This window comes from Microcoleus sp. A2-C3 (assembly GCF_036706065.1).
Lineage (GTDB): Bacteria > Cyanobacteriota > Cyanobacteriia > Cyanobacteriales > Microcoleaceae > Microcoleus.
This window is the reverse complement of the sequence record NZ_JAUBVX010000003.1, coordinates 68,670-92,335: the sequence shown is the minus strand read 5'-3', so window position 1 is coordinate 92,335 and position 23,666 is coordinate 68,670. Positions and strand designations below refer to the sequence as shown.

15 protein-coding genes, 1 tRNA gene, 4 pseudogenes and 1 other annotated feature are annotated in these 23,666 nt (G+C 44.5%); of the genes and pseudogenes, 13 read left to right on the top strand and 7 right to left on the bottom strand.

What is annotated here, in order from left to right:
* Window positions 1-45: 45 nt before the first annotated feature.
* A complete protein-coding gene (locus QUB66_RS03235) occupies window positions 46-5,502 on the bottom strand; it encodes a trifunctional serine/threonine-protein kinase/ATP-binding protein/sensor histidine kinase (protein WP_332965944.1) in 5,457 nt (1,818 codons plus the stop codon).
* 1,129 nt (window positions 5,503-6,631) lie between these two features.
* Here QUB66_RS03235 and QUB66_RS03230 point away from each other — a divergent pair.
* Complete coding sequence (locus tag QUB66_RS03230) at window positions 6,632-7,378, top strand: DUF6444 domain-containing protein (RefSeq protein ID WP_332965945.1); 747 nt, start codon at window positions 6,632-6,634, stop codon at window positions 7,376-7,378.
* Complete coding sequence (locus QUB66_RS03225) at window positions 7,368-7,817, top strand: IS66 family transposase (RefSeq protein ID WP_442923302.1); 450 nt, start codon at window positions 7,368-7,370, stop codon at window positions 7,815-7,817. Before QUB66_RS03230 ends, QUB66_RS03225 begins: the two co-directional genes overlap by 11 nt.
* 94 nt (window positions 7,818-7,911) lie before the next feature.
* Here QUB66_RS03225 and QUB66_RS03220 read toward each other — a convergent pair.
* Window positions 7,912-9,178 (bottom strand): annotated as a pseudogene (locus QUB66_RS03220) (IS701 family transposase).
* A gap of 77 nt (window positions 9,179-9,255) precedes the next feature.
* Between QUB66_RS03220 and QUB66_RS03215 the strand changes: the two are divergent.
* Both QUB66_RS03215 and QUB66_RS03210 read left to right on the top strand, forming a co-directional pair.
* Window positions 9,256-9,456, top strand: a pseudogene (locus QUB66_RS03215) (acyl carrier protein); the annotation flags it as partial.
* Window positions 9,457-10,034: 578 nt separating this feature from the next.
* Window positions 10,035-11,471 (top strand): PepSY-associated TM helix domain-containing protein, encoded by a 1,437-nt coding sequence (locus QUB66_RS03210; RefSeq protein ID WP_332965946.1) that lies wholly within the window; start codon window positions 10,035-10,037, stop codon window positions 11,469-11,471.
* Between the two features lie 121 nt (window positions 11,472-11,592).
* Here the strand turns inward: QUB66_RS03210 and QUB66_RS03205 are convergent, their stop codons facing one another.
* Window positions 11,593-11,820, bottom strand: a complete 228-nt coding sequence (locus QUB66_RS03205; protein ID WP_265239492.1) for an alpha/beta fold hydrolase — start codon at window positions 11,818-11,820, stop codon at window positions 11,593-11,595.
* A 260-nt stretch (window positions 11,821-12,080) separates the two neighbouring features.
* A pseudogene (locus QUB66_RS03200) lies at window positions 12,081-13,224 on the bottom strand (ISAs1 family transposase).
* 82 nt (window positions 13,225-13,306) lie between these two features.
* Between QUB66_RS03200 and QUB66_RS03195 the strand changes: the two are divergent.
* Window positions 13,307-14,812: a thioesterase domain-containing protein gene (locus QUB66_RS03195; RefSeq protein WP_332965949.1), complete on the top strand. Its 1,506-nt coding sequence runs from the start codon at window positions 13,307-13,309 to the stop codon at window positions 14,810-14,812.
* Window positions 14,813-14,887: 75 nt separating this feature from the next.
* Here the strand turns inward: QUB66_RS03195 and QUB66_RS03190 are convergent, their stop codons facing one another.
* Window positions 14,888-16,267, bottom strand: a complete 1,380-nt coding sequence (locus tag QUB66_RS03190) for an inorganic phosphate transporter (RefSeq protein ID WP_332965951.1) — start codon at window positions 16,265-16,267, stop codon at window positions 14,888-14,890.
* A 67-nt stretch (window positions 16,268-16,334) separates the two neighbouring features.
* Between QUB66_RS03190 and rplS the strand changes: the two genes are divergently transcribed.
* The 8 genes from rplS to rplL all read left to right on the top strand — a co-directional run bounded on the left by rplS (window position 16,335) and on the right by rplL (window position 21,000).
* On the top strand, window positions 16,335-16,721 hold the full coding sequence (gene rplS, locus QUB66_RS03185) for a 50S ribosomal protein L19 (RefSeq protein ID WP_265239323.1): 387 nt from the start codon (window positions 16,335-16,337) through the stop codon (window positions 16,719-16,721).
* Window positions 16,722-16,855: 134 nt separating this feature from the next.
* Window positions 16,856-16,928: transfer RNA gene (locus tag QUB66_RS03180), tRNA-Trp, on the top strand.
* 331 nt (window positions 16,929-17,259) lie between these two features.
* Window positions 17,260-17,493 (top strand): preprotein translocase subunit SecE, encoded by a 234-nt coding sequence (secE, locus tag QUB66_RS03175; protein ID WP_265239322.1) that lies wholly within the window; start codon window positions 17,260-17,262, stop codon window positions 17,491-17,493.
* The gene (gene nusG, locus QUB66_RS03170) at window positions 17,490-18,128 is read left to right on the top strand and encodes a transcription termination/antitermination protein NusG (RefSeq protein WP_265239321.1); all 639 of its coding nucleotides are present in this window, start codon (window positions 17,490-17,492) and stop codon (window positions 18,126-18,128) included. The genes secE and nusG overlap by 4 nt, the downstream gene beginning before the upstream one ends.
* A 3-nt stretch (window positions 18,129-18,131) precedes the next feature.
* Window positions 18,132-18,557, top strand: a complete 426-nt coding sequence (gene rplK, locus QUB66_RS03165) for a 50S ribosomal protein L11 (protein ID WP_265239320.1) — start codon at window positions 18,132-18,134, stop codon at window positions 18,555-18,557.
* A 276-nt stretch (window positions 18,558-18,833) separates the two neighbouring features.
* On the top strand, window positions 18,834-19,547 hold the full coding sequence (gene rplA, locus QUB66_RS03160) for a 50S ribosomal protein L1 (RefSeq protein WP_265239319.1): 714 nt from the start codon (window positions 18,834-18,836) through the stop codon (window positions 19,545-19,547).
* Between the two features lie 108 nt (window positions 19,548-19,655).
* Window positions 19,656-19,827, top strand: a sequence feature (ribosomal protein L10 leader region).
* A gap of 29 nt (window positions 19,828-19,856) precedes the next feature.
* Window positions 19,857-20,483: a 50S ribosomal protein L10 gene (gene rplJ / locus QUB66_RS03155; RefSeq protein WP_332965955.1), complete on the top strand. Its 627-nt coding sequence runs from the start codon at window positions 19,857-19,859 to the stop codon at window positions 20,481-20,483.
* A 130-nt stretch (window positions 20,484-20,613) separates the two neighbouring features.
* A complete protein-coding gene (gene rplL / locus QUB66_RS03150; protein WP_265239317.1) occupies window positions 20,614-21,000 on the top strand; it encodes a 50S ribosomal protein L7/L12 in 387 nt (128 codons plus the stop codon).
* A gap of 325 nt (window positions 21,001-21,325) precedes the next feature.
* Here rplL and crtD read toward each other — a convergent pair whose 3' ends face one another.
* Complete coding sequence (gene crtD / locus QUB66_RS03145; protein WP_332965956.1) at window positions 21,326-22,915, bottom strand: C-3',4' desaturase CrtD; 1,590 nt, start codon at window positions 22,913-22,915, stop codon at window positions 21,326-21,328.
* Between the two features lie 173 nt (window positions 22,916-23,088).
* Window positions 23,089-23,666, bottom strand: a pseudogene (locus tag QUB66_RS03140) (CopG family transcriptional regulator); the annotation flags it as partial.

Here is a 23,666-nt window from a genome sequence, read left to right as displayed (position 1 = left end):
GTTCGTGTAGACGCGGTTTCAACCGCCGAGTCCGTGTTTGATTGCTTAATTCAAAGGAAGTGCGATCGCAAATGCCGCACCTGCACCCAACACAGACTCGCAACTCAGCTTACCGCCGTGAGTTTCCTCCACAATTTGCCGACTGATAGAAAGCCCCAAACCCGTACCCTTTCCGACTCCCTTCGTCGTAAACAAATGGTCAAATATTTTCGCCTGCACCTGGGGCGACATCCCTGGGCCGTTATCTTTGATGGTAATCACCACGCTGTTGTTATCCTGCGAGACATGGGTGATAATGGCGATCGTATTCGGTAAAGCTTGAATTTCAGCGTAAGTGCGGCCCTGATTGGATTCGTCAAAACAGTCGATCGCATTGCTGAGCAAATTCATAAACACCTGATTCAGTTGCCCAAAATAACACTTAACAGGCGGGATATTTCCGTATTCTTTGATAATTTTAATTGCGGGGCGAGTATCCTTAGCCTTCAGGCGATACTGCAAAATCAGCAAAGTGCTGTCGATACCCTCATGAATATTTGCTGACACCTTATTCGCAGTATCAGAACGGGAAAAAGTACGGAGAGACGTGCTAATATTGCGAATACGCTCAGTCCCAGACTTCATCGACAACAGCATTTTCGGCAAATCTTCCATCAAATATTCTAAATCAATCTCCGATGCTTTATCCTCCAACTCATCACCCGGATTAGGAAACTTTTCTTGATAAAGATGCAAATAATCAATCAAATCTAAGCTAGCCTCAGCCGCAGCCTCAATATTCCCCGCAATAAAACCCAGCGGATTGTTAATTTCGTGAGCCACCCCTGCAATCAAGTTACCCAAAGCCGACATTTTTTCGCTTTGAATCAGTTGCAGTTGCGCCTGTTGCAATTCATGGAAAGATTTTTCTAACTGTTGAGATTTTTCTTGCTCCCGCGCATATAAACCAGCATTTTCTACGGCAATAGCAACTTGAGAAATTAACACTTTGAATACTTCTACTCTCTCTGCTGTAAAAGCTCCTACCGTCAAAGCATTTTCTAGATAAATAATGCCGCGTCGCTGAGATTGATAAATAATCGGCAAACAGAGAATTGATTTGGGTTGATATTTCTGAATGTAGGTATCTACCTTAAAAGGTTCGGCGACAGTCGCATTGTCTAAAACCAGATGCTTTTGACTGCGGTGTACGTAATTAATCACAGACACGGGAACATCTTGACGATTTTCTACGGGAATAGACGGTAAAAGTGTCACTTGATCCTCCGCAAAATTGCCAGTAGCTTCTATGCAGAGGATATCGTTTTTCAGCAGCAGCAGCACTACTTTTTGAGCCGCCGCATTTTCTAAAATAATTTTGATTAATTTGGTCAACAATTTTTCGAGAACAATTTCACCGTTAATGGCTTGCGCCGACTTAATAAAAGTAGCTAAGTCTAATAAATCGCCTAAACTACTACTGGTAGTATTTCCCGTGGCAGTGCGCGTGACATTGAAAGTTGGGGTTTGAATTGTGCGCGTCTGTGCTGCTAAGAAAAGATGTGTTGATTCTAAATGTTTAACTTTAGCTATGGCTCCCCAATGGATATATCCATAATAGGCTTTAGTCAGATATGCTTGAGAAACTATCTCTTTACCCAAAGTTTGATAAAATTCTCCGGCTAATTCATAGGCTAATGCTTCCTCTTGAATGTAACCGTTTTTGGCTGCTCCATCAATTGCGCGATCGTACAATCCCATTGCTTCGGTATTTTTCCCCAACACTCGCGCTGTTTCCGCTGCTACCAAGTCGTATTTGTGTTGATAATTCATCGAAGCATCAACTGCCCATTTTTTCATTTGCTTTTGGTTTCGCAGCACTTTTTTCAGATATTGCTTTTGCTCCCCTTTCTCTGCTTGGGGATACAAAGCGAGAAGACTTATAGAAGAGTAAAAATTATTCAGGGAAACTACATAAAATCCGGCTACAGCTTCTTCATATTTCTCAAACAACCTTGAATTTTCTAAGGATTCCGCGTAGTTTCTGAAGATAAAATTAAGCTGAGTTTTGGCATGATAAACCAAACTCACTAAAAAAAAGTTTTTAGATTCTATTAAAACGGGGAGCGTTTTAACTTCATTAAATTTATCACCGACTAAATGGCAGGGTTCGACAGCTTGACCGAGCAAATTGAGGGTTGTCTGCCTGCCTATACTTAGATACTGTACAGCCATTTCTAGTTGAGATTGCTGCATTAGTTTCATATATTTACCAGTCTCCTGATCCACCAAATCTAGAGGCTCTCCTATCGACATTTTTTTGAAGCAATATTGACCTATACAATAACTCGCATATTCCAATTCTCCAGTTTCCATCCCAGTTTGAAAACCTTCCTTGAGAACGCTTAATCCTGAGTAAAGCTCGGTTTTCCAGTGTAGAATAAAACAACCCAAGAGTGTATAAACTCTACTTTTCATTGAACGGGATGGAGATTTGTCTAACATCCTAATGGCCAGTTGACCGCATTGGTATGCCAAACTAATGTCCCCTAGCCGGCACATAACTACGCCATAATAAAGGTAGGCAATACTTGCATAAGGCGAATTGCCATATTTAATGCACAGCTTGACCATCCTAAATGCCAGCAGTGGTACCAGGCGGGGTTTTCCCTGAACAGCAGTGCTGATAATCCCTGATAAAATCCGCATGGCTGCTTGTTGATTGGGATCTGTCATTTCTGGCAAGTTAGCTAAATCCTCAATTCGTTTCAATCCCAAGCTCAGTTTTGTCTGTACCAGTCCCGCCACAATATTTAGCGCGGTGGGGTTTTGAGGAAAAGAAATGCCTAACAGTTCCAGCACTTCCAGTCCTGTATTTAGTGCTTCTACAAGTCTAATTTGAGCATTGTAAGACTGGATTTGAAGTTCATAAACATTCATTTTTTCCAGTAAATTGTTAGCTTTTTGCAGTACGATATCGACCAGTTCTTTTGAATCTTCATAGTTGATGTTTAAGTATTCAGCTTCTGCTGTTGACTCGTAAATTGCTAATGTTAAGTCATACTGACTTTGCCAACAATCCGCTGGCAATAATTCCATAGCCACCCGCAAATACCTAACAGCAGATTCATAAGCAGCAGCAGCTTTTGCCTTGCGTCCAGCCGTTAAATTTAATCTGGCTAAATCATTTTTTTCGACTGGCTGACTAATCGTGTCAATTCCGACATTCAATTGATTGACGATATCAAAGATGTTTTCTTCTAGCTGTTCATCTGGAGTGTTCTGTAACAGTAGTTGACCGATTTTTAAATGAGTGGATTGCTTCTGAGCTTCGGGAATTAGCGAATAGGCGGCTTGCTGAACGCGATCGTGCAAAAATCGAAATCCCACCCGCGACGTGTCAAAACTCAGATTAACCGCCTCTCCTGGCGTAAATAACAAAGGAATGCGATAAGCATCGCTCAAGGGCAAAATTAACCCGGATTGCAAAGCTGAATAAAGTTCGGTAGCTGTAACACTCGCCGACTGTTCGCTGACAATTGACAGCACATCGAGAGCAAATTTATCACCCACGCAAGCTGCTAATTTTAATATTTCTTGCGTCGATTCTGGCAATTTTTCAATCCGAGAAGCTACGAGTTCTACTACACTTTTATCGGTAATGCCAATCGCTTGAATTTCATCAATACTCCAATCCCACGCGCCTTTACTTCCATCAGTAGTAATGGCAGCAAAGTCAAATTTTAAAAGATTGTCTTGATAAAGTGCTTGGAGTAATTGCGTCAAGAAAAAAGGATTACCGCCCGTTTTATTCCAGATTAACTCCGCTAGATTCGTGACTTTTTCTGTGCAATCATTAAGTGTATCAGCGACTAACTCAGTCACATCTGCTAAATCCAGCGGTTGCAATACAATATTTTTGACAATTGTACCAGTTTTTTCAATGTCTTCTACAGTCTGAATTAATGGGTGAGTCGGACTAACTTCATTATCTCGATAAGCACCAATTACCAAGAGATACTGCTGTTCTGGGTCAGTAATCAGCAGTTGCATTAATTTCAAAGTTGCTGAATCAGCCCACTGCAAATCGTCTAAAAATATAACTAACGGGTGTTCTTTTTGCGCAAAAATCCGCAGAAATTCTTTGAACAGCCGATTGAAGCGATTTTGTGCTTCTGTCGGGCCGACTTCCGGCACTTCTGGCTGTTTGCCAATAATTAATTCAACTTCAGGAATTACGTCGGCAATTACTTGCCCATCTCTTCCCAATGCTGTTAATATTTTCGTGCGCCATGTTTCTAAAGAAGCTGCGCCTTCTGTTAGCAACTGGCGCAGCAGCGAGTTAAATGCTTGGATTAATGAGGCATAGGGAATGTTACGTTTGAATTGGTCGAATTTGCCGCTGATGAAGTAACCTTTTGACCTGGTAATGGGTTTGCTAACTTCGTTGACTACGGCTGATTTGCCGATGCCTGAGTAACCAGAAACTAGCATTAGTTCGCTAGTTCCTGATAAGGGCGGGTTTTGTTCTGAAGTTGTTAGTTTTTCTAACAAATTGTTGGTCAAACCCGCCCCAACACGTTCAAATGCTGCTAATAGTTCGTTGACTGGTTGTTCTCTACCGTACAATTTTTGGGGAATTAACAGTTGGCTGAGAATGTCTAAGCGGCCCGGAAAGAAGTCTGCTATTTTGCCTGTGCTTTCTAGCTGATGCAAAGAAGTTTCTAAGTCGGCTAATAATCCGGCCGCACTTTGATATCTGTCTTCGGCATTTTTTGCCATCAATTTCATCACAATCTCTGAGATGGCTACGGGAATTTTTGAATTGATTTGATGCGGCAAAATTGCTTGAATTGCGATGTGGCTGTAAACTATTTCTAAGGGGTCGTTGCTGGGGAAAGGCAATTTTCCGGTCAGCATTTCATACAAGGTGATGCCGAGGGAATAAAAGTCGGTGCGGTAGTCGAGGGTGCGGTTCATTCTCCCGGTTTGTTCGGGTGACATATAGGCTAATGTGCCTTCGACTGAGTTGGGATTGTTGAATTGCGGGTTTTCTTTGTTGAGTTTTGTGGCAATGCCGAAGTCGGTGAGTTTTACTTCTTTTGTTTGGGAATTAATTATGATGTTGCTGGGCTTGATGTCTTTGTGGATGATGTGCTGAAAATGCAGGTATTGTAAGGCTTTGACTATTGAGATGGCGATGTTTAAATTTGCTTGCAGACTCAATGTCTGTCTTTCCAGCAGTTTGGCGAGGGATTCGCCGCCAAAGTCTTCTAAAACCATTCCTAATCGGTGGTCAAAGGTTTCGAGGCTGAGGGCTTTGACGATTTGTTGGCTGTCTAAATTTTGGCGGATTTGATATTCGTGCTTGAGCCTGGTAATAGCTTCGAGTGTGGGATATTCTGCTTTGAGGACTTTGAGGATTGTTGGGTGTCCGTCTGTCGGTGTTTGTGCGCGATAGATGATTGTTTCGACGCCTTCGTGCAGAGTAAAATTGACTTGATATTGTGGTAAGGTTAACATAATTTAACTCAACTTGATTTTACTTAAAAATTAAAGCATCTAATTCTCATTAAACTAATACTACCTTATTTTGAGTTGTGCGATCGCCATAGTGTATTTTGCGGTCACAAATCACAGGATACATACACTAAGTGAAAACACGGTGTTGGTTATTGTCAACAAACATTCGATATGTCCGTTGAATTGCTGGTTATAAAATTTTGTCGCCTGGTGGGGCGGGTTGATAGATATTGTGGATATGAAGTACAGATTGTTAGTGAAACCCGCCTCTGGTATTTTGAAAAAGACAAGATATCAAGCCCCAAACCGCAGACAGGGTTGTAATTGAATTGTCACGCGAGTAAAAATAAAGAAACTATTAAAGTTTTCCCCTTAAGGTACAGGTGACAGTACAAAGTGTTGCTATCGGACATCAGAAATTGGTGCAGTTAGCCCACCCATTAGACGCTTGACCTGTTGTGTAGATCGGCTCCCATTACTGATCACAGGCGCACATAAAAAAACACAGGCAGTATCTTAGGCGCTCGTTTAGAGAGTTCGCACTATAAAAGCAAAACTGGGATGCTCTCGGTTGCCTCTGCGTTCTTGGAATTGATTGATCAGGCATTTCGACAACATCGAAAATGGCGTGAACAGGCTGAAGAATTCGATTATCATAGTTGGGTGAGGAACTTTAAAGTCAGACTGGCAGAATTGTTAAATACTTGGCTGAGCTATGTTGGTTGTGCTGCGGGACTTTTATTGCGGTCGTTGCGTGAGACAGGATATCAATGGTAGTAATTTTGTGACATGAAGATTCCCCCCGATCGCAATTTAGCGCAATGTTCACGGAGATAACGCCGTGAGGAAACATCAGGTATCTAGTGGTTCCCGGTTAATGTCTCGGTTTAAACAAACTGCTGAGAAGCTATCTATCTATGATTCAGACTTGTAGCTTTCAAGGTATTTGTGTATTTCTGATTTATTTACGCTGAACATTTCTCTGCATAGCTGTGCAATGCTGGAGATGTAACGATAGCAATCCCGTCATTAGTGACAGAACAAGTCCAATCCGACAAAGCACGTAACAATATATGTAAGGATTCAGGTCAAAAAAAACTTAAGTGGCAAAAGCTGGTAAAATAAACGAATGAAAAAGCCCGCAGCCACCAAAGAGCAGAAAAAAACCTTCATCGAGCAGTTGAGCCAAGCTGAACTGGTGGAAATGGTACTGGGGCTGCAAAAAATTATTGAAGAATTGCAAGAAAAACTAGCCATTGCTACGGGCAAAAGTCGAACCACCAGTCAGACTTCATCAAAGCCCCCATCAACGGATCTGATCGGGAAATCAGAGAAACCAACAGTCAAACCAGAAGCAGACAAAAAAAAGAAACCAGGTGGACAACCAGGTGATCAGGGAAAAACTCGCAAAGGGTTTGGACGAGTAGACAGAACAGAGATTAGATCACCCGACATCTGTCTCAATTGTGGTAGTAAAGAATTAGGTGGAGTAATTAACATCCACAGACAGCAAGTGGCAAGTCTAGTAGCGAAACCAATTGAAGTCGTTGAATATCAGACGCAATCGTGTAAATGCCTCGAATGTGGTGCAGTAATTCGAGGAGAACCACCCTTGGGAATAGTTCCAGGGCAAGACTTGAGCGTTAATCTCCAAGCACCCGGCGTCTGGTTAGGGAATTATGGACATCTTTCCTACGCCAAGCTGACTGAATTGTTGTGGGAACTCGGCACAATAGAAGTGGGAGTGGGAACACTCCAAAAAACCAATCAACGAGTAGCAGCAGTAGAGCCAGCTATCAATGCACTGTGGAAATGGGCACCTCTTCAATCAAATGTTCATGTAGATGAAACCCTAAGAGTGTGTAATGGGAGTTAAAGAATGGCTATGGACAGCTAGTGGAGAGGGATTCTGTTTATTCCATGCCGCAGATACCAGGGGGCGTGTAGAACTAGAAACCATGCTGGATACAGAATTTGCTGGAGTCTTAAGCTCAGACGATTTCAGTGTCTATAATGGTTACAAAACCACAGCCCAACAGAAGTGTCTGGCTCATTTACGACGGCATTTCAAGAAAGTGCTGGAACTCCCTGGGAACAATAATAATGCAGCAGTCGCCCAAGTATTTTTTTCATTAATAGATGAAGCTTTTAAGGCCCATGAGTCCTGGCGAAAGACGAAAGATCAACTCACCTACGACTCCTGGACAAATGATTTCAAAATACGATTGAATCTTGCTTTGGCGACTTGGTTGAACCAAGTTGGTCATGCCGCAGGTTTGTTACTCAAATCCTTACGGGATAAGGCAGAACAATAGTGGTATTTTCTGAATGACCCCTCGGTTCCTCCAGATAATAATTTAGCAGAACGTTCCCTACGGCTAGCTGTAACTAACGGGACTTAAACAAATTTTAAGCCCAAACAAAGCCTAAACTGGCTTTATAAGCGGAGAATACGTCCCAATTTTGGTTCAACCATTTCACAAACCTAAAAGATATGGCTGTCCGAAATGCTTCGAGTGCATCATTAAAAGTGTTTAAAGATTTGTTTGCCCATCTACGCCTTAATCCTCCTGTTAAGGTATGCCAGAGAATGAAAGTGTAGGCACAAAACACCATAATAAAATGTCTTTTAAGGCTAGTTTCATCTCTGATTTGATATTCATTTAACCCCAACCAGCCCTTGGCTTCCCGATAGAAAACTTCAACCCAATTTCTTTGTGAATAAGTTTTTACTATCCACTCCTCTGTCGCTGTTGATAAGTCAACATTACTCATCAAATAATCTATTTCAGTGGCGGTATCGAAAGTATCTGCATTCATGACGATGGCTATTACTTTCTTACCCGTGCATTTTGATAATTCGACTTCTTTAATTGCTACCCATACTGTTCTCGGTCGTTCGAGATTGAGTTGAATTTTTGTGAAAGCCTCTACAGGTAAGGCTTTTGTTAAGTTGTCTGCTCGAATTTCCTCTGTTTCATTTTCGGTTTTTTGAATTATTACTTTGCGATTTTTGGCGATTCCTCCGATGTATTTTAATTTTCGGTTTTCTAATTCTTGTAAAAAACTGGTGTTATTACCATACCCTGCATCCATCAAGACTATTCCTGGTTTATAGCCTCTCGCTAAGGTTTTGTCGATTAAATTTATGGCTATTTCTGGCTTTTTTTTGAATTCTGGGTCATCTTTTCCTTCTGGTAATGAGTCGGCTTTTTTATATAATTCAATATCTAATGGCAGGCTCTTCTTACCATCATATAGATGACTTGTAACTACTACTACCCCATTATCAGTTTTTCCGATTTGTCCGATGTATTGTCTTCCTACACATAGAGGTAAAGTTACCACTTTTTCGGTGACCTGAATCATCTATTATCAGGCTAAATCCTCGACTAATCTTGGTTTGGTTACACTGATTCATTACGTCTAGGCGACGTTGATTGACCTCATTGAATGACCAAGGCGCTGCTGTTAAAAAATGATGTAATTTGTGGTAAGTTACTCCGACGGCGTTTGCTGCCATCTGCGACAAGTTTTTTCGCTCACTTTCTCCCAATAATCCCCCTAAATAGTTCCTAAACTCTCGTTTTTGGGCAAGATGACCAAAAATATCGTCAAATCTTTGACACCATCTATCGAAGCAGGGGGGCATCGCGGCTGGGGTTGTCTCTTTCATTGGTCATTTTTTAACGTTATATGCTTGCTATGCAAGCATTATAACGTATTTTCGCCGTATTTTTTGTTTAAGTCCCGCTAGGCGGGCATTCCCTGCTAGCAACTCAGTTAATTTCTCGCATCCGAGACGCTTTGCAAGTCGAGTTACCTGTCAGCAATTTGTTTGAGGCTCCGACTGTGGCGAGTCTAGCAAAATACATTGAAACAGTGCGCTGGGCTGCGAAAGGTTTGGATACTCCCAGAACCGACGAAAATGAGCGAGAAGATGTGGAATTTTAAGGCCTTACATAATTGCGGGATGATTTTGATTGTTTTGTGGGATGGGCGTCCAAAAGTGGGGAGCATCTCACTTTTGCAGCCAAGCTAGAAATCTAAGTTTTGAGGCAGGAGGGAGGATGCAGGAGGAAAGAGGAAGAAGGAAGGAGCCATAATAAGTGTTTTTACAAATATGAGATGCTCCCAAAAAGTGTGTGTCTAAGTGCAATCAAATTGGCGACAGGAAACCAGAGGAATAGAACTCCAACAGATCTAATCTTTGGCATCCAAATGTTGAGCTAATTTGGGGACTGAATCCTCTACTAAAAGCTATGGCATCACCGCTGAGGGGATGACAACCCTCCTCAAACCCTGATGGAGTAAAGACTTAGCCCACTTATGCTAAATAAAGATAGGCAGCCTTAACTGAACGGTATTGCAATATACTGGTCTTTAGTTACTTTCCCTCTTGAATAAATCTTCATCAGGATTACTGACGGCTAAAAACTTCAGAAGCAGGAACTCTGTTTGACAGCCTGTCTTTTGACATTGTTCATACTTGTGTAGCATAATGGCTTTTCTCGATATTTTAGCAAATGACAATGAGTAAATTGAACAGCGTTTTGAACCCTTCACTGGTTGCTGAACCTCCCATTAATCGTTTTTATCGCACCGTTTGGCGATGGCACTTCTATGCAGGCTTGTTTGTTATTCCTTTCATGCTGATTTTGTCAATCACAGGCATCATTTACCTATTTAAACCGCAATTAGATGTTGCAATGTATCACCAGAATATGTTTGTGCAGCCTGCTGATGTGGTGATGCCTTATACTCAACAGGTGGCAGTTGTTCAACGAACTTATCCTGATGCCAAAGTAACAAAATTTACGCCGAGCGTTGCGTCTAATCGTAGTGCTGAAGTGACGATCGCGACTAAAGATGAAAGAACACTAGCCGTTTTCGTGAATCCTTATACGGCTAAGATTTTAGGCGATCGCGATGAAAATAATAATCTCCAAGCGATCGCACGCAAGATTCACGGCGAACTGATGATCGGAAAATTGGGAGATTATTTAGTAGAGCTTGCTTCTTGTTGGGGACTGATTTTGCTAATTACCGGATTATATTTATGGTGGCCTCGCCGCAAAGTAACTTTTTTAGGAACATTAATTCCGCGTGTGTGGAGCCAGAATAAGCGGGTATTTTGGCGGGACTTACACGCCGTTTCGGGATTTTATGGCGTATTGCTAATTGGCTTCCTCATCCTCAGTGGACTACCCTGGACAGGTTTTTGGGGAGATACCTTCGCTCGTTTGTCGAACTACTACCCTGCACAAATGCGGGATAACGTGCCTCAATCGACAACACTCACAGGCTCCCTCAATCAGCAGGGCAATCAAGTTGTGCCTTGGGCAGTAGAGCAATTACCAATTCCTAAATCGAGTACGCCTAGAGATGAGCATCATTCAGGACACAACGAAGTTATCGGGCGAACTCTTGCTGATACGTCCGTAAATCTAGATTCTGTTGTAAATTTAGCTCAAGCAAAAGGCGCACCCCCTGGATTTAGTGTTAGTTTTCCAGAATCCAAAACGGGTGTGTATACGGTTTCGGCATTTCCAAATAATCCGGCGCAAGAAGTCACTTTGCACATCGATCAATACAGTGGCAAAGTATTAGCAGATGTGCGATGGAAGGATTACGGGTTAGTACCCAAAGTCGTATCAATGGGAATTTCCATTCACATGGGCAAATATTTTGGATTGAGCAATCAACTACTGATGTTGTTTGCAGCCTTAATTTTGATTGTGCTTTCAGTCAGTGGTACAGTGATGTGGTGGCAGCGTCGTCCGAAAGGGACGGGTTGGCTCGGTGCGCCTCCAATGCCCACCCATGTTCAGGGATGGAAAGTGCCACTCGCAATCGTTGCTGTTTTAGGGATTGCCTTCCCGCTTGTAGGACTTTCACTCGTCACCGTTCTGCTGTTGGATTATTTCGTGTTGGCTCGTATTCCTGCCATCAAGCGCATTTTCAGTTAAAGGTGGGAGGGTGACAAAGAGGTCTAGGAACTAGACCGAATCAGTGCGTAGGTTTGGCCTCAAGGGAACGAACCCTCCGTTTCACTCCCCCCAACATTTTCGCTACAATTTTCCTTTTTAGTTAGGAAATTTCAGTGCAGAATGCCCTGACAGCTTCTGCAAACTGCTGGTTATGCTCCATTAATGCCATGTGTCTTCCTTTCTGTATAGTAACTAGCTCTGCTTGAGGTAACTCTGCTTTCATTCGCAGGCTAGTTGGGGGGGTAGTGGCAATATCTGAATCGCCACATATTACCAACACAGGAATGTCAATTGAGCGCAAAGTTTTTGTTTCATCATATTGGAACATTGCCAGCGTACCGCGAGCGAGAACGCCGGGAGAACCCAGGGGGAACGCATCTTATTGAACACTGTTCATCAGTGATGAGTATATTTTAAGATAAATTCACCATTGTTAGAAGCTACAAACACACTTTGTAATGACTTTTAAGAGAAAAGAGGAACTAATTAATGGTGATTTTTACTTGCTGCCATTTTTGAGACAATAAAAAGCTTACAACCACTGTTTACAAGTTGTATAATAGTTAGCAATGAGTTGTTTGTGAGAATTTAGTTGACTGAAACAGCGAGGATTTTAGTCAAATACTCATCATCCCACCCGGCTCGAAGTCGCTTGTTCTTTGCTCCAGTTTTTGAGGTTTTTTCTTGATTTAAAAGATTGAGAGAGATATGTCTAAGAATCGCAAAATTTTGCGGAGCATTATCTTTTCTAATCCGACAATCATCTTCGCAAAAACCCACATCTAATACCCAATGTAAGGAATTTTCAACCCCCCAATGGCTGCGTACTGATTCACCAAACTTTTGAGCATTATTTGGTAAACTACTAATGTAATAACGAATTTCGATAGTCGTTTTCCCCTTCACCATTCGCACCGATTCTATCATACCTATGCTGTCAAGTTTCTCCCATTGATTGTCGGGGTCAATCAGCTCTTTGATATCACTTAACATGGTTGTGATGTCGGATTTCTGAGCGACCGTGATTGTTTTCTTGTTTGGGCGAATAAACCGTATGTGTAAAGCCAGAAAATCCTTGGCTAATTGCTTGTTTAAACAACTCCTCTACTCTGGCATATAGGGATGGCTGGTTCTTTTTCAAGGTGATTACGTAGTCTCCCCCCTGTTCGACAATTAATTTTACAATTGACCTCTGACAGCCCATCGCATCAATGGTGACAATGCTTCCATTTAATTCTAATACTTTTAATAAAGCCGGAATTGCCGTAATTTCATTGGATTTTTTATCGACTTTAACTTGCCCTAAAACTAATCTTTGACTGTTTGCCCAAGCACTTACCATATGAATGGCTTTTTTGTCTCCTCCCCGATCGTAAGAATGGCGAAGAGTTTTGCCATCAACTGCGATCACTTCTCCTGGATTGAGGCAACTAATAGATTGAATCCAGTTCAAAAAACATTTCTGAAACTGTTCCGGCTTGAGGCGAGAAAATACTCGCGCAATTGTGTCATGTGACGGTATGCCATTCGGCAATTCTAAAAATTTCTTTAACCATTCGTATTTAGAGTGACCGTAACTTTCGATATCCACCCATGTGTCAGCACCACAAATCACGGCACAAATTGAGATGGTAATAATATCAATTAATTGATGGCGTTTTGTTCGCTCAATTCTTGGGTCTTCTAAGTCGGCAAAATGGTCGGCAATGGTGATTTTAGGTTTGAGCTTCATAAGAACGAACTTTGATTAAATATTTGGTAGGCACTCAATAATCATTCTCCAATATACCAGGTTCTGCTAACATAAAATTTAGATGCGTTCGCCCTGCAATATTGAGTTTTTAGGCCGCACCGACGCACAGGTAAAAATTCGCGGCTATCGCATAGAATTAGGAGAGATTGAAGCGCTGCTGTTGCAGCATCCAGCAGTCAAAGAAGCAGTGGCGGTTGCTGAAGATGATTTGTCGGGAAACAAGCGCCTAGTTGCCTATATCGTCCCCGATCGCGATCGGGCGCTCAATCCCTTGGAATTGCGGAATTTTCTCAGAGAAAAGCTGCCCGAATACATGATTCCCCATGCCTTTGTGGCGATCGCATTTATGCCCCTAACTCCCAACGGCAAAATCGATCGCCTGCGCCTCAGAGCACCGGATAATCTCACTAGCAATTCAACAGATAAAAGCTGCATTGCGCCTCGCACGCCAACCGAATCAACCCTCGCCAAAATTTGGTCGGAAATCCTCAACACCGAGCCTGTGGGCATTCGCGACAACTTCTTCGATTTGGGTGGAGATTCCCTGCTGACAATTCGCCTGATTAAGAAGATTAACCAGCAATTTGAGCGCGAGTTGCCACTATCGTCTTTGTTCTTAAATCCGACAATAGAAGGTTTAGCAGATTCGCTAGATTCAGGAACAAATTCTGGGGAATGGTCGCCTTTAGTTGCAATCAAACCGCGCGGTAAAAATCCGCCTTTCTTCTGCATCCATCCCATCTTTGGCGTCGTATTTCCTTATTGCGAGCTAGCATTTCAGCTAGGAGAAAATCAACCGTTTTACGGACTGCAACCCAAAGGAATTGACGGCGAAAGTTCTCCACTAACTCGCATTGAAGACATGGCGGCTGACTACATCGCAGCTTTGCGTACCGTTCAACCAAAAGGGCCTTATTTTTTAGGAGGATGGTCTTTTGGGGGTTTGGTGGCTTTTGAGATGGCTCAACAGTTGCTCGCAGCGGGGGATGAAGTGGCTTTGCTGGCTGTGCTGGATACTTTAGCGCCGGTTGCTGCTAACAAACCTTCTTTTTGGGACGGTTGCAAGTTTATTCTGACTACTGTTTCGCGCTCGATCTGGCCTTTTGTAGTCGATTATTTTCGCTTGGTGGCTGCTGCGGAAAATGTGCAAATTGGCGGTATTGCTGGGCGGTTTCCTCAATTAAATAAGCTGCTTAATCTAGCAGCTAATTTTTGGCATGGCTGGAATTGGAAACAGGCTGTTATGGTTAGTATCTTATCTCAAGAGTCAAAACAAAAAAGCTGGCGCGAGCTGGCAATTCCGTCGATGTTCACTGTATTTCAGGCTAACAGTCAAGCAACTCTCAGCTATGTACCGAAAATTTATCCGCACCGAATTACTCTGTTGCGATCGGGAGAAAAGCTGAGCGCGAGCCATCAAGATCCGACTCTGGGCTGGAGCGATTTAACGGCGGAACAAGTAGAGGTGATTCGAGTTCCTGGGAATCACCTTACTATGTTGAGAAAGCCCTGTGTTGAGGTGCTGGCTCGACAGCTAAATACATTGCTTGGAGCAGGAATTAAATGATTTTGGTTCGATCGTTCGGAATGCAAGTCCGCATCCAAGAAAGAACTGAAGTCCGAACTATCGAACCTATTGCGTTCATTTAACTAAAATCCATTGGGCGATGCTAAAAATGCTAGCACCCAAAGCTGCGGCGATCGGGATTGTCACCAACCAAGCCGAACCAATTGACTGCAAAGTTTGCCAGCGTACTGTTTTCCAGCCTTTAATCAGCCCGACTCCCACAACTGCACCGACTAAAGCGTGGGATGTGGAAACCGGTAAACCCAAACGAGATGCTAATAATACTGTGGTAGCTGTGGCTAATTCCGCACAAAATCCGCCGCTGGGTTGCAGTTGGATGATTTTTTCGCCGACTGTGGCCATTACTTGTTTGCCCCAGATGGCTAAACCGATGACTATTCCTGTACCTCCGAGGACTAAAATCCACAGGGGAACGTTGAAATCCTCTAGGGGAAAGGAACCTGTGCGCTGGATGTAGGCGATCGCAGCTAAAGGCGCAACGGCATTCCCTACGTCGTTGGAACCGTGCGCGAATGCCACAAAACAAGCACTCAAAACTTGAAATCTCGCCATCTGTTGCTCGATCGAAGAGTGGCGGGGAGATGGGGAGAGGGCGGGAGGGGGAGATGGGGAAAATATTCCCTCTTGCTTATTCTTTCTATCCGTTACATCCGCTATATCTGCTGCCGAACCTTCCTGCTCTAATTTTTTCCAACTATGGAGCGAAAGCCCGATCGCCCCAATACCCCCGATGCCAATTACAATATCGTGAATTGGCAGATTCCAGCCAAATGTATCGCGCGCGAAGTCGATCGCCCCTGTCTGCACCAAAGCCACATCTACAACAGACGGCAATACAATTATCCCAAATACGCTCAACAGTGCTGCACTCAGCCAAGGTATCCACTCGCGCAGTTGCAATAGAGGATCGGGTCGATCGAGAATCCAATGCTTCACCCCACTGTAAAATAGTGCTGCTAAAACACCGCTGGCAAAAGGTGTCGCCACCCAAGTTAAGGAAATACTGCCGATAGTTTCCCAATCAACCGCATGAATTCCGGCTGCAACCCAGCTAAAACCTGCGATCGCACCTACCACCGCATGAGATGAAGAAACCGGCAAACCTCGACTGGTAGCGATTTGCAGCCACAAGCCGCAAGTTATTAGCACTGACACCATCCCGACTAAAAATACCTGCGGCTGGGCAGAAAACACATCTACATTCACAACTCCTGTTGCTAGAGTTTCGGAAACTCCTTGCCCGAACAGCACTGCGCCGGCAAACTCCAGTATGCCTGCAACAATTATTGCTTGCCGCAGCGTTAGCGCTTTTGAGCCTACGGATGTCCCCATTGAGTTGGCGACATCGTTGGCGCCCAAGTTGGCGGCGACGTACAAGGCTAGTGCAGCCATCGCCCCCAGTTGCAGAAATTCGAGCCCCGAAGTATTTAACATAGAAGTTTTTTGAGATAAAACTGGCAGTTCGATATATGATAAGGGATTGTGAGTTTTGGAAAATTTTATGAAAGGCGCAGCAGAAATAATCCGTTCGCTCGAAACGGCAGAAATAAATAGAGTCAAGGTAGAACTCAGCAAAGTGCTCCCCGATATTTACGTCGGCGACACAGTTAGAGTCGGCGTGAGAATTAAAGAGGGCGCGAAAGAACGGGTTCAACCCTACGAAGGCACTGTGATTGCCATGCGTAACGGCGGGATTAATGAAACAATCACCGTGCGCCGCGTGTTTCAAGGTGTGGGCGTGGAACGGGTGTTTTTGATTCACTCGCCACGCATTGCTACTGTCCAAGTCATGCGCCGCGGTAAAGTCCGTAGAGCAAAACTTTACTACCTGCGCGATCGCGTGGGCAAAGCTACTCGCGTCAAACAGCGGTTCGATCGCTCCCTGTAGGAATGCACCCAGCTTCCTCTTGGTGAGAGAGAAAATGGGAAATTGAAAAAATTCAAAAAAAGTTTCCCATTTCCGAGCGCACTGTGTTAAAATAGAAATCTAGAGGTTAAGCGAGTTTCAGCAACCTCACCTGTGCGCTCTTAGTTCAGTTGGTAGAACGCAGGTCTCCAAAACCTGATGTCGGGGGTTCAAGTCCTCCAGGGCGCGCTGAATCACCAAAATTTTAATTCTGCCCGAAAGCGCCCGGATAATTGGCTGGAAACAGCTAAAACCGCAGACTTTCGGGTAGAATTAATTTTTGTGGGCGGTTCGCAACAAAGACCATCAACAAATGCTCGGTGTTGCTGATCGATCGGCCACAAGGGCGATCGGCATCTACACCGTGGATGAATTGGGCTTGTAAAAAAGTGCTGGCTTTGGATTTGAGATTTAGACTTGGGCGTAAGTGGTTAGTGTCAAAACAATCAGATAGCCGCGAGCCACTCACACAATCTAAAATCTAAAGTCTAAAATCTAAAATCGCAAGGGGGATTCAATCGTGGCGAAAAAAGACGAAGCTCAACAAACTCCAGAAATGACTGCGCCTGGGTTTGACCCTGCGGGCTTTCTTAAGGAAACTAGAGAAGAACTCGACAAAGTGGTCTGGCCGAGCCGCCAGCAGCTAATTAGCGAGTCTTTGGCCGTGCTTTTGATGGTAATCCTCTCAGCAAGCCTGATCTATTTGGTGGATAACTTCTTTAACTGGGGCGCAGGAAAGGTGTTTGGGCCATGACTTTTGCATCAGAAGAATCTGAGTATTCCACAGACGCGACGGGACAGGCAGCATCGCCAGAAGTGCCGGAAATTCATGCTCGCTGGTATGCTGTTCAGGTTGCCTCAGGCTGCGAGAAGCGGGTGAAGGCAAACTTGGATCAGCGGATTCAAACTTTGGATGTTGCCGATCGCATCGTTCAAGTCGAAATTCCGCAAACTCCAGCGATCAAAGTCGGCAAAGACGGTTCCCGGCGGCAGTCAGATGAGAAAATCTTCCCCGGCTACGTACTCATCCGTATGTTTATGGACGAGGATACGTGGCAGGTGATTAAAAATACCCCGAATGTAATTAATTTTGTCGGGGCAGAGCAGAAACGCCGCTACGGGCGCGGCAGGGGTCACGTCAAACCGCTACCTCTGAGTCATTCGGAAGTAGAACGGATCTTCAGAAACGCTCAGGAATCAGAACCGGTTGTCAAAGTATCGATGGCGACAGGAGACCACGTTGTGGTACTTTCCGGGCCGTTTAAGGATTTTGAAGGTGATGTGATTGAAGTGAGCCCGGAACGGAACAAGCTCAAAGTTTTACTCTCGATTTTTGGGCGCGATACGCCTGTAGAATTGGAGTTCAATCAGGTTCAGAAACAGAACTAACTAATGGCAAAGAAAGTTGTTGCAGTAATTAAGTTGGCGATTACGGCGGGAAAAGCCAACCCAGCTCCTCCGATCGGCCCAGCTTTGGGTCAGCACGGCGTCAATATCATGATGTTTTGCAAGGAGTACAATGCTAGAACCGCAGACCAAGCAGGTCTCGTGGTTCCGGTAGAAATTTCGGTTTTTGAAGACCGCAGTTTTACGTTTATTCTCAAAACCCCCCCGGCTTCGGTTTTGATTCAAAAAGCTGCTGGCATTGCTAAGGGTTCGGGTGAACCTAACCGCAAGCAAGTAGGGACAATTACACAGGCTCAGTTGCGAGAAATCGCTGAAACCAAGATGCCTGACCTTAATGCTAATGATGTTGACGCTGCTATGAAAATTGTGGCCGGAACAGCTAAAAACATGGGCGTGGCGATCGCGGATTGAAGGAAGAAGGAAGAGGGAAGAAGGAAGAAGGAAGAGGGAAGAAGGAAGAGGGAAGAAGGAATTTTGTTTCTGATTCGCAATTCTTACTTGTCAGTCTTAAATCCTAAATTGCTAATCCAAAATTCCTGATTTTTCAGCTACAATCGCAAATCCTAAGTCGATTCAGGGGGAGAAGTAATACTTCGCTAAGAATCGCAAACGTTTTAGATTTGAAATGAGCGAAACCGTTCAATCTAAAATCTAAAATCTAAAATCAACTGACCCCAGGAAATAACAATGGCAAAGAAAGTATCCCGAAGACTGCAAGAACTTCTCAAGAAAGTTGAAGAGAGACCTTACCTACCTCTGGAAGCTCTGCAACTTTTGAAAGAAACAGCAACCGCTAAGTTTGGCGAGTCTGCTGAAGCTCACATCCGTTTGGGAATTGACCCGAAATATACTGACCAACAGTTGCGGACAACTGTATCGCTACCAAAAGGAACTGGTCAAGTAGTCAGAATTGCGGTGATTGCTAAGGGCGAAAAAGTTAAAGAAGCTCTGAATGCCGGCGCTGATATGGCTGGTTCTGAAGAGTTGATTGAGCAAATTCAAAAGGGCATGATGGACTTTGATTGCCTGATTGCTACCCCAGATGTGATGCCATTGGTGGCAAAATTGGGTCGGTTATTGGGCCCGCGTGGCTTGATGCCTTCTCCGAAAGGTGGCACGGTGACGACTGACATTGCTCGCGCGATCGATGAGTTCAAAGGTGGTAAACTAGAATTCCGTGCCGATCGCACAGGCATCGTTCATGTTATGTTTGGCAAGGCAGCTTTCTCAGCGGAAGATTTGCTGGTTAACCTTCATGCTTTGCAAGAAACTGTTGACCGCAACCGTCCTTCTGGTGCGAAAGGTCGCTACTGGCGTAGTTTGTACGTATCCGCAACAATGGGCCCATCGATCGAAGTCGATATCAGTGCCCTGCGCGATACCAAACTTGATGCTGCCTAGAAAGTATTGAGCAGAAGGCAGAAGTAAAAGACAGCTTCGGTTATCTGTATAAATCTCTCACGAGATTTGCATGAGACCCTTGCTAATATCTGCCTTCTGATGATAGCCTAATCAAAAATCCATAAGCTGAAGACCGCAGGTGCCGAGCGCTTAATTTCCTGCCGAGGCTGAAGAAATAAAAACTCAAGAAAATAAATTAAAAAGTTCTATCTTTTAATTCCTAATTCTTAATTTTTAATTCTCTGCCCCGGCTATAAGGTTGGGGTTTTTGACTGGCAGTTTGAGATCCTAAAAGGAGGTGAAATAAGTATGGGCAAAAGTTTAGCAGCAAAAAATGAGATTATTGCAGGCCTCAAGCAAACCTTGAGCGAATCTCAATTGGTAATCGCGATCGATTACAAAGGCTTAACTGTTGGTGAAATCACAGATTTGCGGCGGCGTTTGCGTCCGAAAGGCAGCAGTTGCCAAGTAGCAAAAAACACGCTAATGCGAATTGCTGTTGATGGCAATGAAACATGGCAGCCGATACAGGAATTGCTGACAGGTACGTCGGCGTTCATGTTCGTGCAAGAAGATATTGGCGGCGCGATCAAAGCTTACCAAGAATTCCAAAAAGCTTCCAAGAAGACTGAAGTTCGCGGCGGCGTGATGGAAGGACGGGTACTGAAAGAAGCTGATATTAAAGCATTAGCGGATCTGCCGTCGAAAGAACAACTCATGGCTCAAATTGCTGGCGCAATCAACGGTGTCGCAACCAAGTTGGCTGTGGGTATCAATCAAGTTCCTACTTCGATCGCACGCGGTCTCAAAGCTTATGCTGAAAAAGACGGCGGTTCAGCAGAAGTAGAAGCACAACCTGAAGCAGAACCTCAAGCAGAAGCAGAAGTAGAAGCACAAGCACAACCTGAAGCAGAAGCAGAAAGCGCATCTGAGTAAGTCATTAGGAATTAGTCGTGAGTCATAGGTCGTTAGTTTTGAGAAACAAACTGATAACTGGAGATGAACAACTAATAATTAATGAGCAATCACAAATCACAAATCTACAATCGAACTAGGAGTTTAACGAATGTCTACTGCAACCGACGAAATCTTGGAAAAGCTGAAAACTCTGAGCTTGCTCGAAGCTTCAGAATTGGTCAAGCAAATTGAAGAAGCTTTTGGCGTCAGCGCTGCTGCTGTAGGTGGCGGCATGATGATGATGGGCGCTCCTGCGGCCGCTGCTGAAGCAGTAGAAGAGCAAACTGAATTCACCGTGATGCTGGAAGAAGTTCCTGCTGACAAGAAAATCGCAATTCTGAAGGAAGTCCGCGCAATTACCGGTCTGGGCTTGAAGGAAGCGAAAGATTTGGTAGAAGCCGCACCGAAGGCAGTTAAGGAAGCTATTGCTGCTGGCGCTGCTGAAGAAATGAAGAAGCAGCTTGAAGCTGTGGGCGCAAAGGTTTCTATCAAGTAGTCATAGACTGTAGCCGACAGGTTGAAACCTGTCGCTATTTGACCTCAGTTTGCAGCAGCAAACTGAGGTTTTTTTCATTATGAAAGAAGGAAGTTGTAGGGTGTGTCGCCATCGACAATCTCTAACTCAAGCTCGACAATCTGAGAGCGACGCACCTGTGCTTATACACCTGTGTCAACCAACCAAAAAATTCTTTCCACGGGCCCGATGTGTCAGGTGCGTCGCCATCAGATTGTTGACTGAATTTAGGGATTTTTCAGGGCGACACACGCTACAAATGCTGTTGCATGATTTTTGATCGTTGGTATTACTGACTCATCAATTATCAAAACTCTGCTTCCATTTGCCGCACGACTGTTAAAGCAGAATAAGAAACGCCGGCGGTTCCTTCTCCGGGATGGGTAGAGTCGCCGACTAACCACAAGTTTTTAATTGGTGTGCGGTTGGCAAATCCGAAGGGGCCGAAGTTTGGTACTCGCTGGCCAATGCCGCCTACAACGCCCCGATCGCGCGCTGTGTAGCGGGCAAAGGTGCGAGGTGTGGCTGATTCTTGGTGTACAATTTTTTCGGGTGTCAAATCGAAATATTCGCTCAAACGGCCGATCGCCCCTGCGGTATATTTTTGCTTCAATCCTTCATAATCAGCAGAATTCCACCACATTCGAGTATCAGTAAAAGACGAAGCGATCACAGTCGCCATTCCCTGCGGTGCTCGGCCATCACCCGGATGGCTGACAGAAACAAATAATGAATTATTCTCCCCAATCTCGCCGTCGTAATCGTAGAGAAACTGAAGGTGCGGCGGACAATTTGCCGGAATTGCGCTTTCATGAACTCCCAAATATATGACAAATGCGCCGGATGCGGGCGGCAATTTATCAACTCGATATTTGTAGCCTGCCATTTGATTTGGCAGTTGGTTTGTTGTCTCTGAATTATCTGTTAAAATTTCTAAAACAGGCTCGCTTGACATCAATTTTACTAGATTTTGCGCGGTCACGTTGGCAACAATGCGATCGGCTGTTTCTGTCCAAACTTCGCGTGTTTTTTGATTGCGAATCACTGTAGCGGTGGCTTTGCCGTTTGTGGTGACAATACTTTCGACTGTATGCCGCAACAGGACTTTGCCGCCGTAAAGCTCGATCGCGCTTACCAGGCGATCGCTCAAAACCTGCATACTTCCTTGTAAATGATACAATCCCTGCGGCTCTTGGCTTACTCCTAAAGCCGTCGCCGCGTAAAGGAGCGCCGTTTCTTCCGTATTAACTTGGGAATACAATTTTAACTGCAAATCCAGAAAAGTTTTCAAGCGCAAATTGTCGCCCAAACCGCACAGCCGCAAAGCATCTCCCACTGTCATGAAAGTGAAAGGCAAAGTAATTAAAGTATCGGGGCGCACAGCTTGAATTAATTGCCAAAAATCCCAGAAGTTTCTGGGCGGCAAAACTGGATCGCGCCCTTGAAAGTTCCAGCTAGCTTGGAATAATGTAGATAATAATTGCCAAAAAGGTTCGCTTCCAGGAAACTGCCGCTGTCTTTCCTGCTGCCACTTTTGCGGATCTCGCCAAACGCTAATGGGTGCGGTTTCTCCCGGCAGAAATACCGCGCAAGCCGGATCACAGGGTGTGGCGGGGGGAAGTTCTATTTCTAATTCTGAGAAAATGCGGTGGTGAATGCCTCCGGGTTCCAATCCTGCAACCTGCGTCGCGCCAACATCGAAGGTAAAGCCTTTGCGTTTGAAGGTGGAAGCGCATCCTCCGGGGACGATCGCCTGATCTAACACTAGCACTTGGTATCCTCTGCGGGCGAGCAGGGCCGCTGCTGTCAGCCCGCCGATGCCGGCTCCAATTACCGTGACGCGGCTTTTTGTGTCTGCTGGACTGGATTTGCTCTTAGGGGTGCGATCGCTCGTCATAATTTATTTATTGTAATATTTCTTAATATTATGCTCATATTTGGCAATAAAAAGCTCTTGTAGCGACAGGTTGAAATCTATCGCTGCAAGAGCATTCCTCCCAGTTGAGAGGACTTTTCAGGGTTAAAATGCTGCGCGCACCCGAAGCGTGACAGTGGGCCGTACCCGGAGAATCAGGAACGGCGCCACTTATTTAGATAAGCTTCGCCAATCCCAGCCACAGCTTGCATTTGAACTAGCTGTTCCCGTAAAGCTTTGATGGTTTTTAGCTGTTCTTGAGACTGTTGCTGCAAAGCCTCGTAATTGTGCTGTTTCGCCCCACTCTGGCTCAATTGATATTTTAGAGAGTGGAACTCGACCAGTTGAACTTGCAAAGATGCGATCGCACTTGACTTTTCTGCTAACTGGTGCTGCAAAGATTCGTAACTCGACTTCGACACGGTTTGGTGCAATTGGCTTTCGAGATTTTGCTTGTCGGCTAATTGCTGCTGCAAAGATGCGATCGAACTTTCTTTCTCGCCGAATTGATGCTGCAAAGATTCCAAATCGCTCGACTTGTCGGCTAATTGCTGCTGCAAAGATGCGATCGAACTTTCGCGCTCACTCAACTGCTGCTGTAAAGTTTCGTAACTCGACTTCGATACAGTTTCCTGCAATTGGCTGGCGAGATTTTGCTTGTCGGCTAATTGCTGCTGCAAAGATGCGATCGAACTTTCGCGCTCACTCAACTGCTGCTGTAAAGTTTCGTAAC

Bases quoted from the DNA above. Each gene is read 5' to 3' on its own strand.
- QUB66_RS03235 (WP_332965944.1), bottom strand. From the start codon at position 5,502: ATGTTAACCTTACCACAATATCAAGTCAATTTTACTCTGCACGAAGGC.
- QUB66_RS03230 (WP_332965945.1), top strand. From the start codon at position 6,632: ATGAAAAAGCCCGCAGCCACCAAAGAGCAGAAAAAAACCTTCATCGAG.
- QUB66_RS03225 (WP_442923302.1), top strand. From the start codon at position 7,368: ATGGGAGTTAAAGAATGGCTATGGACAGCTAGTGGAGAGGGATTCTGT.
- QUB66_RS03210 (WP_332965946.1), top strand. From the start codon at position 10,035: ATGAGTAAATTGAACAGCGTTTTGAACCCTTCACTGGTTGCTGAACCT.
- QUB66_RS03205 (WP_265239492.1), bottom strand. From the start codon at position 11,820: ATGTTCCAATATGATGAAACAAAAACTTTGCGCTCAATTGACATTCCT.
- QUB66_RS03195 (WP_332965949.1), top strand. From the start codon at position 13,307: ATGCGTTCGCCCTGCAATATTGAGTTTTTAGGCCGCACCGACGCACAG.
- QUB66_RS03190 (WP_332965951.1), bottom strand. From the start codon at position 16,267: ATGTTAAATACTTCGGGGCTCGAATTTCTGCAACTGGGGGCGATGGCT.
- rplS (WP_265239323.1), top strand. From the start codon at position 16,335: ATGAAAGGCGCAGCAGAAATAATCCGTTCGCTCGAAACGGCAGAAATA.
- nusG (WP_265239321.1), top strand. From the start codon at position 17,490: ATGACTTTTGCATCAGAAGAATCTGAGTATTCCACAGACGCGACGGGA.
- rplK (WP_265239320.1), top strand. From the start codon at position 18,132: ATGGCAAAGAAAGTTGTTGCAGTAATTAAGTTGGCGATTACGGCGGGA.
- rplA (WP_265239319.1), top strand. From the start codon at position 18,834: ATGGCAAAGAAAGTATCCCGAAGACTGCAAGAACTTCTCAAGAAAGTT.
- rplJ (WP_332965955.1), top strand. From the start codon at position 19,857: ATGGGCAAAAGTTTAGCAGCAAAAAATGAGATTATTGCAGGCCTCAAG.
- rplL (WP_265239317.1), top strand. From the start codon at position 20,614: ATGTCTACTGCAACCGACGAAATCTTGGAAAAGCTGAAAACTCTGAGC.
- crtD (WP_332965956.1), bottom strand. From the start codon at position 22,915: ATGACGAGCGATCGCACCCCTAAGAGCAAATCCAGTCCAGCAGACACA.